Source organism: Streptomyces sp. NPDC085460, assembly GCF_044541975.1.
Lineage (GTDB): Bacteria > Actinomycetota > Actinomycetes > Streptomycetales > Streptomycetaceae > Streptomyces.
The window spans coordinates 486,082-500,153 of the sequence record NZ_JBITTO010000003.1 but is presented as its reverse complement, the minus strand read 5'-3'; the positions used below and the strand labels follow the sequence as shown (position 1 = coordinate 500,153).

Below are 14,072 nucleotides of genomic sequence, written 5' to 3'. Positions count from 1 at the left end.
CCCGCAGTAGATGGAGCAGTTGTGTAAACACAGCTGCTGAAAGCTGTGACCGAAACGGCCAGGAATGATCCCCCGTGGCCCTCTTGACGCAATCGTGCTGTACGCGCTAGCGGATCACAAGGAGTGATTTTTCAGATACTGATAGAGAAGGCGAGCGAACTGAAGAGGCTTCCGATCTCCGTGCGTAGCCGCTCGACTGCTGGGAGCAACCGTTCTGCCTGGTGAAGCGGTAGCGAAATGGCCAGAGTGGCCGCCGTGGAGCCCGCAGTGATGGGGATGGCCGCGCAGACCGTGCCCAGCGCATATTCCTGATGCTCCACCAGGGGCTCCATTCGCCCCAAACCGCCCAAACGCTCCAAAAGTATCCGCTGATTACGCACCGTGTACGGAGTGATCGCTTCCACCGGATGGCGATCGAGGTGGTCTTGACGAGTTTTCAGATCGAGTTGACTGAGCAGACATTGACCGATGGCGTGCGCGTGACCGGTCTCCCGGAAGTCGGCCCATTCCTCGACCGCGGGGGAGTTCGGGGTATCCGCGACGGAGACGAGTTCGATCTCGCCCTCGCGATAGAGGGCGAAGTAGACCGGCACACCGATCTCGTCCCGCCAGTGGGCAAGGGAGTCCTCGATCTTGGTGCGACGATTCTGCACAGCCCCGCCGCCGGCCAGACGGGCGGCTGCCTCGCCCAGATAGAACGCACCCTTGTCGCGGAGCAGATAGCCCTCGTGCGTCAGGGTGCGGAGAAGGTGGTACGTCGTGGGCAGCGGCAGGCCCGTCTCCCGGGCGAGCTGCTTGGCGGGGGCACCGTCCGCGTGGGAGGCCACGGCCTCCAGAAGTCTCAGCGCCCGCTGCACCGAGCCGATCAGCGTCGGCCCAGTTGTCTGCGTAGCCATGGCCAAAGGTCACCCCCAGGCGTGACAACGGATGCACTGCACCCGCTCGCGGGGGCCGCCCCCGCGCACCCGCCGGGCCTGGGACACCGATGGGGTCCGTTGGGCCGGACCCCTCAGGGACGAGCGGGAAACCGCTGGTCTGCCGGAGATCTACGCCCGTAGTCCCCGACTCGGCGGAGATCTGCCACTCTAGTGGCTCGTCCTCGCCCCCCACCCTGTTTCCACCAGCGCGTTCCCCCTGCCGGGCTAACGCCCGGCAGTCACCGAATACCGATGAGTAGCTTGTGCTACCAGTCGCGGTCCGTCTTCGACGAGGATCCGAACTTCCGCACGGCGTAGATGAGTCCGGCCACGAGCGCGACGAACAGCAGCACCTTGAACAGCAGACCGATCACGAAGGTGAGGACGCTGGTGATGAATCCGCCGAAGACAAGCAGGACCAGGGCGGGTATCGCGATCCACTTCACCCACCACGGCAGTCCCGCGAGAATCTCCTGTACGGCCATGGTTCTCTCCCTCGCTCTCGACATCCCACCCGGAACCCTCCGTCCCGGACACCTCAAGGCTAGGCGGACACCCCGCGCCGCAGGGCCCTCCGGGGCCCCGGCTCTCCCCTGATCCGCCCCCTAGGGGGACCCGGGGTCCCGGCCCCGAGAACCCGCGCCTCGCCCCCGTCACACGGAGCGCGCCTCCCGCGCCCTCACGCCTCGGGCGGCGAGAACACCACCAGGACGCGCAGGTCCTCGCTGATGTGGTGGAAGCGGTGCGGCACCCCGGCCGGCACATAGACCACGCTGCCCCGCGCCACCTGGGTCGTCTCGTCCCCGACCGTGATCGCCGCCCGGCCGGACACCACGAAGTACACCTCGTCCTGCCCGTGCGGCGACTGCGGGTCCAGTTCGCCCGCGTCGAGCGCGTACAGACCCACCGACATGTTCCGTTCGCGCAGGAACTGGAGGTACGCCCCCTGGTTGGCGACGCGCTCCGCCTCCAGATCGTCCAGCCGGAATGCCTTCACTGCCGTTCGCCCCTGCCCTTGGCCCGATCGTCTCTGCCACGATCAGACACATGAAGAATTTCGTAGTCAAGACGCTCGCCAACGCGGGCGCCCTGGCGGTCGCCATCTGGCTTCTCCAGGACATCACCCTGACCGGTGAGAGCACGGGCAAGAAGGTCGTCACCCTGTTGCTCGTCGCCCTCGTCTTCGGCCTCGTCAACTTCCTGGTCAAGCCGATCGTGAAGCTGCTGACGCTGCCCCTTTTCATTCTGACCCTCGGCCTGATCACCCTGGTGGTCAACGCTCTGATGCTGCTCCTCACCTCGTGGCTGGCCGACCAGTTCGACCTCAGTTTCCACGTGGAGGGCTTCTGGACCGCCGTCCTCGGCGGCCTGATCATCTCCGTCGTCTCGTGGGCGCTCAACGTGGTGCTCCCCGACGGGGACTGAGTGGCCGCCATGACCTACCGCGTCTGCTTCGTCTGCACCGGCAACATCTGCCGCTCCCCGATGGCCGAGCACGTCTTCCGCGCGCGCGTGGAGGAGGCCGGCCTCGGCGGTGCGGTCGAGGTGGACAGCGCGGGCACCGGCGGCTGGCACGAGGGCGACGGGGCGGACCCGCGTACCGTCGCGGTCCTGGAGGAGCACGGCTACACCTCCGCCCACACCGCCCGGCAGTTCCGCGCCTCCTGGTTCCCGGCCCTCGACCTGGTGATCGCGCTCGACGAGGGCCACCTCCGGGAGCTCCGCCGCCTCGCCCGCACCCCCGAGGAGGCGGCGAAGGTCCGGCTGCTCCGCTCGTACGACCCCGCCGCCGGGGACGCGCTCGACGTCCCCGACCCGTACTACGGCGGGCGGGAGGGCTTCGAGGAGTGCCTGGAGATGACCGAGGCCGCGAGCGAGGGACTCCTCGCCGAGGTCCGGGCCGGCCTCGGGGAGATCCACGGGAGCAGCGGCCAGGGACGGCCCCGGGAGAGCCCGGGGAGGACCGAGGCCGACCCCTGGGACAGTCCGGGGAGGACCGAGGCCGACCCCTGGGACAGTCCGGGGAGGACCGAGGGCGACCCCCGGGACAGTCCGGGCAGGGCCGAGGGGGACACTGCGGGGGAGACTTCGGGGGACGAGATCGAGGAAAGGACCCGGTGAACCCGTGAGCCCCCAGGAACAGCACCACCGCGGCGAGGGCCCCGGCGACGGGACCCTCGCCGTGCGGGCCGGACTGCCCGAGCCCGTCAAGCACGAGCCGACCCTGCCGGGACCGGTGTTCGCCGCCCACTTCCACCTCCCGGGCGAGCCCACCGGCCCGTACACCTACGGCCGCGACGAGAATCCGACCTGGACCCACCTGGAACAGGCCGTCAGCACCCTGGAGGCGCCCGGCGAGTCCGGCGTCGAGACCGTGGTCTTCGCCTCCGGCATGGCCGCCATCTCCGCCGTGCTGCTCTCGCAGCTCTCCACGGGCGACGCCGTCGTCCTGCCGGCCGACGGCTACCAGGCCCTGCCGCTCCTCCACGAGCAGCTGCGCGCGTACGGGATCGAGGTACGCACCGCCCCCACCGGCGGCGACGCTCAGCTCGACGTCCTCGACGGCGCCAAGCTGCTGTGGATCGAGACCCCGTCCAACCCGGGGCTCGACGTCTGCGACATCCGCCGGCTGGTGGCCGCGGCGCACGCCGGCGGCGCGCTCGTCGCCGTCGACAACACCCTCGCCACCCCGCTGGGCCAGCGGCCGCTGGAGCTCGGCGCCGACTTCTCGGTGGCCAGCGACACCAAGGGCATGACCGGCCACGGCGACGTCCTGCTCGGCCACGTCAGCTGCCGCGACCCCCGGCGGGCCGCGGAGGTGCGGCGCTGGCGCAAGATCGTCGGCGCCATCCCGGGCCCCATGGAGGCATGGCTCGCCCACCGCTCCCTGGCCACGCTCCAGCTGCGGATCGACCGCCAGTGCGCCACCGCCCTGGAACTCGCGCGGGTCCTGGCCGACCACCCCGACGTGACCGGGCTGCGCCACCCCGGGCTCCCCGACGACCCCTCGCACACGGTCGCGGCGCGGCAGATGCGCCGCTTCGGCTCGGTGATCTCCTTCGAGCTCGCCGACCGCGCCCGAGCCGAACGCTTCCTGGACGAGCTGCGGCTGGTCGACGACGCCACCAGCTTCGGCGGGGTGCGCTCCTCGGCGGAGCGGCGCGGGCGCTGGGGCGGGGACGCCGTCGCGGAGGGCTTCATCCGCTTCTCGGTCGGCGCCGAGGACCCGGAGGACCTGGTCGCCGACGTGCTGCGGGCGCTCGACGCGGCGCGGAAGGCGGGCTGAAGGCCGGCGGAAAGCGGACCGGAGGCGAGCTGGAGGCGAGCTGGAGGCGAGCTGGAGGCGAGCTGGAGGCGGGCCGGAGGCGGGGGGAAGGGCTCGGGCCGGGGGCGCTCCGAGCCTCCCCCCTCGTGGCTCGGAACGCCCCTGGTCCTCACGCGGAACCCGCCCGGACAAGGCTAGTTGACTGTGCGTCAGTGTCCAATCACGGTAGCGACAGCGGCCTATCGGCATATTTATAGTTGGACGATCCTGCGATGACGGGCGACCGGCCGGGGAGGGGCGCACATGGACCTGGCCCTGCTGCGCACGTTCGTCACGGTGCACCGGGCCGGTTCCTTCACCCGCGCCGCCGCGCTCCTCGGCCTCTCCCAGCCCGCCGTCACCAGCCAGATCCGCACCCTGGAGCGACAGCTCGGCCGGCCCCTGTTCCTGCGGCAGGCCCGCGGCGTGACCCCGACCACCATCGGCGACGAACTGGCCCACCGCGCCGCCCCGCACCTGGACGCGCTCGTCGAGATCGCCGAGACCGGGCTCGACGTGGAACGCGGGGTCCGTACGCTCCACGTCGCCGGTCCCCCGGAGTTCACCTCCCTGCGCGCCCTGCCCGCGCTCGCCCCGCTCGCCGCCCAGGGCCTCGCCCTGCGCGCCTCCTTCGCCGCCGGTACGGAGGAGCTGCTCGACGGACTCGCGGCCGGCCACCACGACCTCGCCCTCGCCACCGCACGACCGCGCGGCGGGCTGCTCACCGCCACCCCCCTCTGCGACGAGGAACTCGTCCTGGTCGCCGCCCCGCGCTGGGCCTCCCGGCTCTCCCCCGAGGTGCTGCTCGCCACCGGAGCGGTCGTCCTGGAGCAGCTCCCGATGGTCGAGGTGCACGAATCGCTGCCCTTCGCCGCCCGCTACTGGGCCGCCGTGTTCGAATCCGCGCCCGCCGCGGCGGCCACCGTCATCGCCCCCGACCTGCGGGCCGTCCGGGAGGCCGCGGCGGCCGGAGCCGGGCTCGCGGTGCTGCCCCGCTACCTCTGCGAGGAGGCGCTGGAGCGGGGGCGGCTCGTGGCGCTGCTCGACCCTCCCGTGCCGCCGCTGCGGACGTACTTCCTGGTGGCCAGGACCGGCACCCTCTCACTGACCCACATCGCGCGGGCGCACGAGGAACTGGTGCGGGCCGCGGGGGAGTGGTGAGTTTCAGCCCGGCGGGAACGGGCCATTTTCTTCCCATGACCGAACGGCCCGTGGTCAAGCGCACCGCACGCGCCATCCTGCTCGACGGAACCGACCTCATCCTCATCAAGCGCACCAAACCGGGGATGGATCCGTACTGGCTCACGCCCGGTGGCGGCGTCGAGCCCTCCGACTCCACCGTCGTCGAGGCCCTCCACCGCGAGGTGCACGAGGAACTCGGCGCCAAGATCGTCGATGTGGTCCCCTGTTTCGTCGACACCGTCGAGCACATCGTCGACGGCGGGGTCTCCGGCGTGAAGGTCCAGCACTTCTTCGTCTGCCGGCTGGAGTCGATGGACCTCCGGCTGCGGCACGGCCCCGAGGTCGACGAACCCGTCGGCGAGTACGAGGTCGTCCGGGTGCCGTTCAGCCGGGTCGGAATCGCCGCAGTCCACCTGGTGCCGCTCTCACTGCGCCACTACCTCGACGGGAACATCGAGGGCGTCCGCGCCATGCACGCCCCCGACCTGGGCTGAACCGGCCCCCACCGAGGCGAGCTCCGCCAGGAAGTCGTGGCGGATCCGCTCGGAGGGGACCCCCGAGCCCCGCAGTACGTCGATGCCCTCGCGGACCATGCCGAGGGGGCCCGAGAGGTAGGCGTCCCGCTCGTTCCAGGGGCCCGCCTCCCGGACCGCCTCCGGCAGCGGGCACTGGGCCTCGGTGACGGGGTGGACGGCCAGCCAGGGGAAGGTCTTCTGGAGCCGCAGCAGGGTGTCCATGTCGTAGAGGTCGTGGCCCCTGCGCGCCCCGTAGAACACGTCGACCGGCCGCCGGTCGCCGTGCTCGGCGACGTCCTCCACCAGCGCCTTGATCGGCGCGATGCCGGTGCCGCCGCCGAGGCAGAGCAGTCCGGTGTCGGTGGCGTGGTCGACCGTCATGGAACCGGCCGGCGGACCCAGCCGGAGCACGTCCCCCGGCCGTGCCCGGTGGACAAGGGCCTGGGAGACCCAGCCGGCCGGGACGGACTTGACGTGCAGGGTGAGCAGCCCGTCGGGGCGGGGCGCGGAGGCGAAGGAGTAGTGCCGCCACACGCGCGGCCACCAGGGCGTCTCCAGCGTCGTGTACTGCCCGGCGAGGAACGGGTAGGGCGCGTCCGGCCGCAGGGTGATCACCGCGATGTCGGGGGTCCGCAGATCGTGCGAGACCACCTCGGCCTGCCACCAGGCCGGGGCCTTCACCTCGTCCTCGGAGGCGGCGTCGATCATGATCTGCGAGATCGCCGTGTACGCCCGGACCCAGGCCGCTTCGGTCTCCGCGTCCCAGGTCCGCTCCGCGTACCGGACGAGCGCGCCGATCAGCGCCTCCCCGACCGCCGGGTAGTGGGCCGCCTCGACCCCGTACTTGCGGTGTCCCCGGCCGAGATGGCCCAGGTAGTCGCCGAGGAAGTCACTGTCGTCCATCCGCTCGGCGACCGTGAGCAGGGCCTTGAGCAGGCGGTCCCGCTGCGTGTCCATCGCGGCCGGGAAGAGCTCGCGCAGGGCCGGGTTGCCGATGAAGAGCAGCGCGTAGAAGTACGACGTCACCTTGTCGGCGACCGGGGCGATCTCCTCCAGGGTGCGGCGGACGAGCACCGCATCGGGCGAGGGCTCCGTTATTCGGGCTCCCGTCCCGGCGGTCGTGCTGGTCGGACCATCCATCATGTGCCTCGCCTCACGCAGCCGGCTTCCGTGCTCGCAGCATGGCGGCGGCCGGCAGCGCTCCGGGCGGAAAGCGGCGTTCTCGGGCCAAAGGGCCGGGTTGCGGACTAGGCTCCACTCTTTCGGCGCGCTCCGAAACCCCGGAGGGTCCGGCGAAACCCGGAGGGTCCGCCGGAGGCGCGGAGCGTTTCACGTGAAACATCACCTGAAAACCCCTGGACGGAAGATCACCCCGTCGGAGAGCCTGGCCGTCATGCCGATCTCCCCCACAGACCTCGCACAGCTCCCCGTCCGGCGTCTCGGCCCCACCGACCTCCTGGCCTGCGCCGACCTCTCCGAGAACCGCGGCTGGCTCCGCGAGGAACACAAGTGGGGCCTGCTGCTCACCGCGGGTACGGGGTACGGCATCGACGACCCCGACGGCGACGGCCTGCTCGCCTGCTGCGTGGTCACCTCCTACGGCCCCGAGCTCGCGGCCATCGGCATGGTGCTCGTCGCCGAGCGCTACGCCCGCAAGGGCGTCGGGCGCCGGCTGATGCGGTACGTCCTGGCGGAGGCCGGGGAGACCCCGCTGACGCTCTACGCCACGGCGAACGGGCAACCGCTCTACGAGGGGCTCGGCTTCACGGAGATCGGGCGCGCCGAGATGCTGAAGGGCCGCTTCTCGGCCGCCGCGTCCGCCCCGCGCATCCCGGTCCGCCCGGCCACCGCCGACGACCTCCAGGAGATCCTCCGGCTGGACCAGGAGATCTTCGGTCTGGACCGCACTCCGCTCATCACCCGCCTGCCGGCCTTCGCCGATCATCTGCGGGTCGCCGTCGAGGACGGCGCGATCACCGGCTTCGCCGCGGCCTGGCCCAACATGGACACCCATGTCGTCGGCCCGCTGATCGCCCGCGACACCGCCACCGCCCAGGCGCTGGTGGCCTCCCTGGCCGCCGCCACGGACCGCCCGCTGCGGACGGACGTCGACCTCCGGCACACCGGACTTCTGACCTGGCTCAAGGAGAACGGGCTGGCCCCGGTCATCACCAACGCGATGATGGTCCGCTCCGCCCCCGACCTCCCCGGTGACGCCGACCGCCGCTTCGCCCCTCTCACCGTCGCCGCGGGCTGACACCACCCCCATCCGAAATACTTGCAGACGCGCACTATTGCGGCACATCGACTACCCTGGACCGCGAGCAGCCCACCATCGGCGAGGAACAGGGACGAGGAGAGAACATGACCGCGACGGACCCTGCCCTCACCGCGCTCGCACAGCGCTGGTGCGCCCTCTCCCTGCTGCACGGCCGCATCGAGTCCCACATCGAACGCGCCCTGGAGTCGGGGCACGGTCTGAGCGCCCGCGAGTACTCGCTCCTCGACGTTCTCAGCCGCCAGCACGACGGCCCCGGCGGGCACCTCCAGATGAAGCAGGTCGCCGACGCCGTCGTGCTCAGCCAGAGCGCCACCACCCGGCTGGTCACCCGCCTTGAGGACCGGGGCCTGCTCACCCGCTACCTCTGCGCGACGGACCGGCGCGGCATCTACACCGACGTGACCGAGGCCGGCCGACAGCTCCTCGCCGAGGCCCGCCCCACCAACGACCGGGCCCTGCGCGAGGCGCTGGACGAGGCCGCGAAGAACCCGGAGCTGGCCCCGCTGGTCCGGGTCCTCGAAGGCGACCCCGTCACCGTCTGACCCACCGGCCCGCCGAGCCCCCGGCCGGGAGCCGTACGCTGCGGGCATGAGCGATCTTGAGATCCGTCCCGCCACCGCGGAGGACGTGCCCGCGATCGTCGCGATGCTCGCCGACGACCCCCTCGGCGCCCAGCGGGAGTCCCCGGACGACCCGGCGCCGTACCTCACCGCCTTCGCCCGGCTCGCGGACGACCCGAACCAGCACCTCGTCGTCGCCGCACGCGCCGGGAAGGTCGTGGGCACCCTTCAGCTGACGGTCGTCCCCGGGCTGTCCCGGCGCGGCGCCACCCGCTCGATCATCGAGGGGGTGCGCATCCACTCCGAGGAGCGCGGCAGCGGTCTGGGGACCCTGCTCATCGAGTGGGCCGTCGAGGAGTCCCGGCGCCTGGAGTGTGTACTGGTCCAGCTGACCTCCGACGCCACCCGCACCGACGCCCACCGCTTCTACGAGCGCCTCGGTTTCGAGGCGAGCCACGTGGGGTTCAAGCGGGCCCTCTGACGCCCTCCCTTTGCCGGCGAGCCTTGTACGCGAGCGCCCGTGTTTCACGTGAAACACGGGCGCTCGGTCAGCCGGAACGGGTCACCGCCCGGTCAGAGCCCCCGCCAGCCCTTCTCGTCCACCCCGCCCGGGACCGCGTCCCCGGGCTCGTACGGCTCCCGCGTGAAGACGAAGGAACCCAGGTCGAGATGGCTGACGCCGCCGTCGGGGCCGCGTACCACCCGGAGCGTCTCCCCGGCGTAGTACCCGTCCAGACCGATCCAGCCACCGTCGGGAAGCGCGCGGAACCTGGCGCTGCGGCCGGCACCCCGCAGGGGTTCCAGCACCACCCCGCGCTCCGCGCCGAGCCGCAGGCAGAACGAGTACGTCCCCCAGTACCAGGGGCCGGTGAGCGCCAGGAGCTCCTGGTCCACCTCGGACGCGGGCAGCGGGCGCCACGGCTCGGGAAGCCGCGGCTCGGCCTCCGCCACGATCCGTACGAGCTCGGCGGCGACGACCCCGGGCTGGGGGCCGCTCGTCGCGTTCGCGAGGGCCACACCGACCAGGCCCTCAGAGACGTCCACCCAGAGACCGGCGACGAAGCCGGGCAGCGAGCCGCCGTGGCCGATGAGCGTGCCGCTCTCCCCGTGGGCGAGCTGAAGCCCGAGGCCGTACCCCATCTGCACGTCACCGGCGGCCGGCGGCGCGGCGGGAACCCTCATCTCGGCGACGGTCGCCGCTCCCAGCACGCGGTCGTCGCCCTCCGCGAGGAAGACGCCGAACCGGCAGAGGTCCGCGGCGGTCGACCACAGCTGCCCGGCCGGGGCCATCACGCCCAGGTCCTCGGAGGGCTCGGGCAGCATCACATCGGCCCAGGGGTGCACCGCCCAGCCCCCGGCGTGCGGGGCGACGGGCTCCCCCGTCGTCCGGCGCATGCCGAGCGGCTCCAGGATCTCCGTGCGCAGCGCCTCCTCCCAGGAGACCCCGCGCACCGCCTCGACCAGGGAGCCGAGCAGGGTGTAGCCGGGGTTGGAGTAGTGGAAGCTCCGGCCCGTCGGGTGGAGCGCGGGCGTCTCCCCCAGGACGTCGGAGAGCTCGGGGCGCGTGGTTCCCGGCGTCCGCTCCCACCAGGGCGACGGCGTCTCCGCGGCGAGCCCCGCGGTGTGTCCGAGGAGCTGAGCCACGGTCACCTCGCCCACCCCCGTGCCGGGCAGGTGCTTCTCCAGGGGGTCGTCGAGACCGATCAGCCCTTCGTCGCGCAGCCGCAGGACGAGGACGGCGGTGAAGACCTTGGTGATCGATCCGATCCGGTACTGCGTGTCGGCGTCCGGGGCATGCCCGTCGACACAGGTACGGGAACCGCTCCAGACCATCGCTCCTCCGCGCGCGACGGCGCCCACGAAGGAAGGCGCGCGGCCCTCGCTCTGGGCGCGGGCCACGCGGTGCAGCAGGGAACGCTCGGTGGTGGGCAGCAGGGCTTCGAAGGCTGAGGTCATGCGACCGATCATGCCCCGCCGCACCACCCCGGCACGATCAGGTTTGTGCCATGTCCACGAAGCGCGAGTAGTGGCCCTGGAAGGCGACGGTGATCGTGGCCGTCGGACCGTTACGGTGCTTGCCGACGATGATGTCGGCCTCGCCGGCGCGCGGGGACTCCTTCTCGTACGCGTCCTCGCGGTGGAGCAGGATGACCATGTCGGCGTCCTGCTCGATGGAGCCGGACTCACGCAGGTCGGAGACCATCGGCTTCTTGTCGGTGCGCTGCTCGGGGCCACGGTTCAGCTGGGAGAGCGCGATCACCGGGAGTTCCAGCTCCTTGGCGAGGAGCTTCAGGTTTCGCGACATGTCGGAGACCTCCTGCTGACGGCTCTCCTGCCGCTTGGAGCCGCCGGACTGCATCAGCTGGAGGTAGTCGATGATGACGAGCTTGAGGCCGTTGCGCTGCTTGAGCCGGCGGCACTTGGCGCGGATCTCCATCATCGACAGGTTCGGGGAGTCGTCGATGTAGAGCGGGGCCTGGGAGACGTCCGGCATGCGGCGGGCGAGCCGGGTCCAGTCCTCGTCGGTCATGGTGCCGGAGCGCATGTGGTGCAGGGCGACCCGGGCCTCGGCCGACAGCAGGCGCATCGCGATCTCGTTGCGGCCCATTTCGAGCGAGAAGATGACGCTGGGCAGGTTGTGCTTGATCGACGCGGCCCGGGCGAAGTCCAGGGCGAGCGTCGACTTACCCATGGCGGGACGGGCCGCGATGATGATCATCTGACCGGGGTGGAGTCCGTTGGTGAGCGAGTCGAGATCGCTGAAGCCGGTGGGCACACCGGTCATCTCGCCGCTGCGGGAGCCGATCGCCTCGATCTCGTCGAGCGCGCCCTCCATGATGTCGCCGAGCGGCAGGTAGTCCTCGGTGGTCCGCTGCTCGGTGACCTTGTAGATCTCGGCCTGGGCGGAGTTCACGATCTCGTCGACGTCTCCGTCGGCCGCGTATCCCATCTGCGTGATCTTGGTGCCGGCCTCGACGAGCCGCCGCAGCACGGCCCGCTCGTGCACGATCTCCGCGTAGTACGAGGCGTTCGCCGCCGTCGGCACCGACTGGACCAGGGTGTGCAGGTACGAGGCGCCGCCGACGCGGTTGATCTCGCCGCGCTTGGTGAGCTCGGCGCCGACCGTGATGGGGTCGGCGGGCTCGCCCTTGGCGTACAGGTCGAGGATCGCGCCGAAGACCGTCTCGTGCGCGGGCTTGTAGAAGTCGTGGCCCTTGATGATCTCCACGACGTCGGCGATGGCGTCCTTGGAGAGCAGCATGCCGCCGAGCACGGACTGCTCGGCGTCGAGGTCCTGAGGGGGGACCCGCTCGAAACCGGAGAGTCCGCCGTCCCAGGGCCCGTCGCTGCCGCGCTCGTGCTGCTCGTCGCGGCCCCGGCCGCGCCCGCGACCCTCGCCACGGCCTTCGCCGCGCCCATCTCCGCGGCCTTCGCCCCGGGTGCGGACGGGCAGCCGGTCACTCGGTCCGCCGTCTGCCCAGGGGTCGTCCATGGGCTCGGGAACGCTCACCAGCCACCTCTTCCCGTCCGCTCCGCGGACCTCGCCGTGCCACTCCTTCTTACGCCACGGCCTTGATCAAAGAGTGGCTTTGCGTCCGCTTCTGGCGCGTCGGGCGCCGGTCCACGGTAGGCCCGCGCGGGGCATCAGCCAATCTGGTTATCCACAGGCTCTGTGGGTGAAGGCCCCAATGCTGTGGATAAGCTGCCGGATCCTGTGCACGGACCGGGGGACAGCCATGTGGACAAACTCATAGCCCCCACCCCGTCACCCCTCTGACCTGCACCTTTTCCATCCACGGGCTGTGGGGGAGAAAAACTTTTCACCCTGGACCACGATCAGAACAAACAGCCCACACCCGAAGCCCCGATCCCCTCAAGAGTAAGGATCACAAGTCCATTGCATCTGTTACCTGTGGACGATTAGATTGACCCCATGACCCAGGCCCCCACGAGCTCCAAGGCCGCACTGCGCCGGCACGACCGCGAGATCCTCTCACTCGCCCTGCCGGCCTTCGGCGCACTCGTCGCCGAACCGCTCTTCCTGATGGTGGACAGCGCCATCGTGGGACACCTCGGCACCCCCCAGCTCGCGGGCCTCGCCATCGCCGGCGCCCTGCTCTCCACCGCCGTCAGCATCTTCGTCTTCCTCGCCTACGCCACTACGGCCGCCGTCGCCCGACGCGTCGGCGCCGGCGATCTGCCCGCGGCCCTCCGGCAGGGCATCGACGGCATCTGGCTCGCCCTCCTCCTCGGCCTCGCCGTCGTCGCCGTCACCCTCCCCACGGCCCCGTGGCTGGTCCAGGTCTTCGGCGCCTCCGACACAGCCGCCCCCTACGCGACCACCTACCTGAGGGTCTCGATCCTGGGCATCCCCGCGATGCTCATCGTCCTGGCGGCCACCGGTGTCCTGCGCGGCCTCCAGGACACCCGGACCCCGCTCTACGTGGCCATCGGCGGCTTCGCGGTCAACGGCGCCCTCAACATCGGACTGGTCTACGGCGCCGGACTCGGCATCGCGGGCTCCGCCTGGGGCACTGTCATCGCCCAGTGCGGCATGGCCGCCGCGTACCTCGTCGTGGTCGTCCGGGGCGCACGGCGCCACGGCGCCTCGCTCCGGCCCGACGCCGGCGGCATCCGGGCCTCCGCCCAGGCCGGCGTACCGCTCCTGGTCCGTACGCTCTCCCTGCGCGCCGTCCTGATGATCGCCACCGCCGTCGCCGCCCGCCTGGGCGACACCGACGTCGCGGCCCACCAGATCATCCTCTCCCTGTGGAGCCTGATGGCCTTCGCCCTGGACGCCATCGCCATCGCCGGCCAAGCGATCATCGGCCGCTACCTCGGCGCCGACGACGCCGACGGCGCTCGCCAGGTCTGCCGCCGGATGGTCCAGTGGGGCGTGGTCTCCGGCGTGGTCCTCGGCCTGCTGCTCGTCCTGGCCCGCCCGCTCTTCATCCCGCTCTTCACCGGTGACCCCGCCGTGCAGTCCACGCTGCTCCCGGCTCTGCTCGTCGTGGCGCTCTCCCAGCCGATTTCCGGGGTCGTCTTCGTCCTCGACGGCGTCCTCATGGGCGCGGGTGACGGCCCCTACCTCGCCTGGGCCATGCTGATCACACTGGCGGTGTTCGCCCCCGTCGCACTGCTGGTACCGGTGTTCGGCGGTGGGCTGACCGCGCTCTGGTGGGCCATGACGCTGATGATGACGGTCCGGATGGGCACGCTCTGGTTCCGGATGCGCTCCGGCCGCTGGATCGTCACCGGGGCCACCCGCTGACCAAGGCCGTCGTTTCACGTGAAACATCGCAAACGACCGCA

14 protein-coding genes and 1 pseudogene are annotated in these 14,072 nt (G+C 71.3%); 9 read left to right on the top strand and 6 right to left on the bottom strand.

Annotation, left to right across the window (positions count from 1 at the left end; translation table 11 throughout):
* Positions 1 to 131 precede the first annotated feature (131 nt).
* From ACIGHB_RS10160 to ACIGHB_RS10150, 3 genes are all read right to left on the bottom strand, one after another.
* A complete protein-coding gene (locus ACIGHB_RS10160) occupies positions 132 to 896 on the bottom strand; it encodes a helix-turn-helix domain-containing protein (RefSeq protein ID WP_360307797.1) in 765 nt (254 codons plus the stop codon).
* 287 nt (positions 897 to 1,183) lie between these two features.
* On the bottom strand, positions 1,184 to 1,402 hold the full coding sequence (locus ACIGHB_RS10155) for a DUF5326 family protein (RefSeq protein WP_360307799.1): 219 nt from the start codon (positions 1,400 to 1,402) through the stop codon (positions 1,184 to 1,186).
* 194 nt (positions 1,403 to 1,596) lie between these two features.
* Positions 1,597 to 1,914 carry a cupin domain-containing protein gene (locus ACIGHB_RS10150; RefSeq protein WP_319011562.1) on the bottom strand — a complete coding sequence of 106 codons (318 nt, stop codon included), beginning with the start codon at positions 1,912 to 1,914 and terminating at the stop codon, positions 1,597 to 1,599.
* Positions 1,915 to 1,964: 50 nt separating this feature from the next.
* On the opposite strand from ACIGHB_RS10150, the gene ACIGHB_RS10145 reads away from it, so the two are divergent.
* From ACIGHB_RS10145 to ACIGHB_RS10125, 5 genes and pseudogenes are all read left to right on the top strand, one after another.
* Positions 1,965 to 2,342: a phage holin family protein gene (locus tag ACIGHB_RS10145; RefSeq protein WP_030493801.1), complete on the top strand. Its 378-nt coding sequence runs from the start codon at positions 1,965 to 1,967 to the stop codon at positions 2,340 to 2,342.
* A gap of 9 nt (positions 2,343 to 2,351) precedes the next feature.
* Positions 2,352 to 2,816: pseudogene (locus tag ACIGHB_RS10140) on the top strand (low molecular weight protein-tyrosine-phosphatase); the annotation flags it as partial.
* 226 nt (positions 2,817 to 3,042) lie between these two features.
* Positions 3,043 to 4,203 (top strand): cystathionine gamma-lyase, encoded by a 1,161-nt coding sequence (locus tag ACIGHB_RS10135; RefSeq protein WP_399911286.1) that lies wholly within the window; start codon positions 3,043 to 3,045, stop codon positions 4,201 to 4,203.
* A 282-nt stretch (positions 4,204 to 4,485) separates the two neighbouring features.
* Positions 4,486 to 5,382, top strand: coding sequence for a LysR family transcriptional regulator (locus ACIGHB_RS10130; protein ID WP_360307805.1), 897 nt, complete (start codon positions 4,486 to 4,488; stop codon positions 5,380 to 5,382).
* A 35-nt stretch (positions 5,383 to 5,417) separates the two neighbouring features.
* Positions 5,418 to 5,897 (top strand): NUDIX hydrolase, encoded by a 480-nt coding sequence (locus tag ACIGHB_RS10125; RefSeq protein ID WP_360307808.1) that lies wholly within the window; start codon positions 5,418 to 5,420, stop codon positions 5,895 to 5,897.
* On the opposite strand, the gene ACIGHB_RS10120 is transcribed toward ACIGHB_RS10125, so the two are convergent.
* On the bottom strand, positions 5,829 to 7,061 hold the full coding sequence (locus ACIGHB_RS10120) for a globin domain-containing protein (RefSeq protein WP_399911283.1): 1,233 nt from the start codon (positions 7,059 to 7,061) through the stop codon (positions 5,829 to 5,831). The genes ACIGHB_RS10125 and ACIGHB_RS10120 overlap by 69 nt on opposite strands.
* 250 nt (positions 7,062 to 7,311) lie before the next feature.
* On the opposite strand from ACIGHB_RS10120, the gene ACIGHB_RS10115 reads away from it, so the two are divergent.
* The 3 genes from ACIGHB_RS10115 to ACIGHB_RS10105 all read left to right on the top strand — a co-directional run bounded on the left by ACIGHB_RS10115 (position 7,312) and on the right by ACIGHB_RS10105 (position 9,240).
* The gene (locus tag ACIGHB_RS10115; RefSeq protein WP_399911280.1) at positions 7,312 to 8,175 is read left to right on the top strand and encodes a GNAT family N-acetyltransferase; all 864 of its coding nucleotides are present in this window, start codon (positions 7,312 to 7,314) and stop codon (positions 8,173 to 8,175) included.
* A 107-nt stretch (positions 8,176 to 8,282) separates the two neighbouring features.
* Positions 8,283 to 8,741: a MarR family transcriptional regulator gene (locus tag ACIGHB_RS10110; RefSeq protein ID WP_360307814.1), complete on the top strand. Its 459-nt coding sequence runs from the start codon at positions 8,283 to 8,285 to the stop codon at positions 8,739 to 8,741.
* A 46-nt stretch (positions 8,742 to 8,787) separates the two neighbouring features.
* Positions 8,788 to 9,240, top strand: a complete 453-nt coding sequence (locus tag ACIGHB_RS10105; protein ID WP_360307817.1) for a GNAT family N-acetyltransferase — start codon at positions 8,788 to 8,790, stop codon at positions 9,238 to 9,240.
* A gap of 92 nt (positions 9,241 to 9,332) precedes the next feature.
* On the opposite strand, the gene ACIGHB_RS10100 is transcribed toward ACIGHB_RS10105, so the two are convergent.
* Complete coding sequence (locus ACIGHB_RS10100) at positions 9,333 to 10,715, bottom strand: serine hydrolase domain-containing protein (RefSeq protein ID WP_399911276.1); 1,383 nt, start codon at positions 10,713 to 10,715, stop codon at positions 9,333 to 9,335.
* A gap of 37 nt (positions 10,716 to 10,752) precedes the next feature.
* The gene (dnaB, locus tag ACIGHB_RS10095; RefSeq protein ID WP_360308087.1) at positions 10,753 to 12,252 is read right to left on the bottom strand and encodes a replicative DNA helicase; all 1,500 of its coding nucleotides are present in this window, start codon (positions 12,250 to 12,252) and stop codon (positions 10,753 to 10,755) included.
* A gap of 441 nt (positions 12,253 to 12,693) precedes the next feature.
* On the opposite strand from dnaB, the gene ACIGHB_RS10090 reads away from it, so the two are divergent.
* Complete coding sequence (locus ACIGHB_RS10090) at positions 12,694 to 14,031, top strand: MATE family efflux transporter (protein ID WP_399911273.1); 1,338 nt, start codon at positions 12,694 to 12,696, stop codon at positions 14,029 to 14,031.
* Positions 14,032 to 14,072: the final 41 nt, after the last annotated feature.

What these genes read in the sequence shown, in the direction of transcription:
- ACIGHB_RS10120 (WP_399911283.1), bottom strand. Translation starts at nt 7,061, where the DNA reads ATGATGGATGGTCCGACCAGCACGACCGCCGGGACGGGAGCCCGAATA.
- ACIGHB_RS10110 (WP_360307814.1), top strand. Translation starts at nt 8,283, where the DNA reads ATGACCGCGACGGACCCTGCCCTCACCGCGCTCGCACAGCGCTGGTGC.
- ACIGHB_RS10145 (WP_030493801.1), top strand. Translation starts at nt 1,965, where the DNA reads ATGAAGAATTTCGTAGTCAAGACGCTCGCCAACGCGGGCGCCCTGGCG.
- ACIGHB_RS10105 (WP_360307817.1), top strand. Translation starts at nt 8,788, where the DNA reads ATGAGCGATCTTGAGATCCGTCCCGCCACCGCGGAGGACGTGCCCGCG.
- ACIGHB_RS10130 (WP_360307805.1), top strand. Translation starts at nt 4,486, where the DNA reads ATGGACCTGGCCCTGCTGCGCACGTTCGTCACGGTGCACCGGGCCGGT.
- ACIGHB_RS10100 (WP_399911276.1), bottom strand. Translation starts at nt 10,715, where the DNA reads ATGACCTCAGCCTTCGAAGCCCTGCTGCCCACCACCGAGCGTTCCCTG.
- dnaB (WP_360308087.1), bottom strand. Translation starts at nt 12,252, where the DNA reads ATGGACGACCCCTGGGCAGACGGCGGACCGAGTGACCGGCTGCCCGTC.
- ACIGHB_RS10160 (WP_360307797.1), bottom strand. Translation starts at nt 896, where the DNA reads ATGGCTACGCAGACAACTGGGCCGACGCTGATCGGCTCGGTGCAGCGG.
- ACIGHB_RS10125 (WP_360307808.1), top strand. Translation starts at nt 5,418, where the DNA reads ATGACCGAACGGCCCGTGGTCAAGCGCACCGCACGCGCCATCCTGCTC.
- ACIGHB_RS10115 (WP_399911280.1), top strand. Translation starts at nt 7,312, where the DNA reads ATGCCGATCTCCCCCACAGACCTCGCACAGCTCCCCGTCCGGCGTCTC.
- ACIGHB_RS10090 (WP_399911273.1), top strand. Translation starts at nt 12,694, where the DNA reads ATGACCCAGGCCCCCACGAGCTCCAAGGCCGCACTGCGCCGGCACGAC.
- ACIGHB_RS10155 (WP_360307799.1), bottom strand. Translation starts at nt 1,402, where the DNA reads ATGGCCGTACAGGAGATTCTCGCGGGACTGCCGTGGTGGGTGAAGTGG.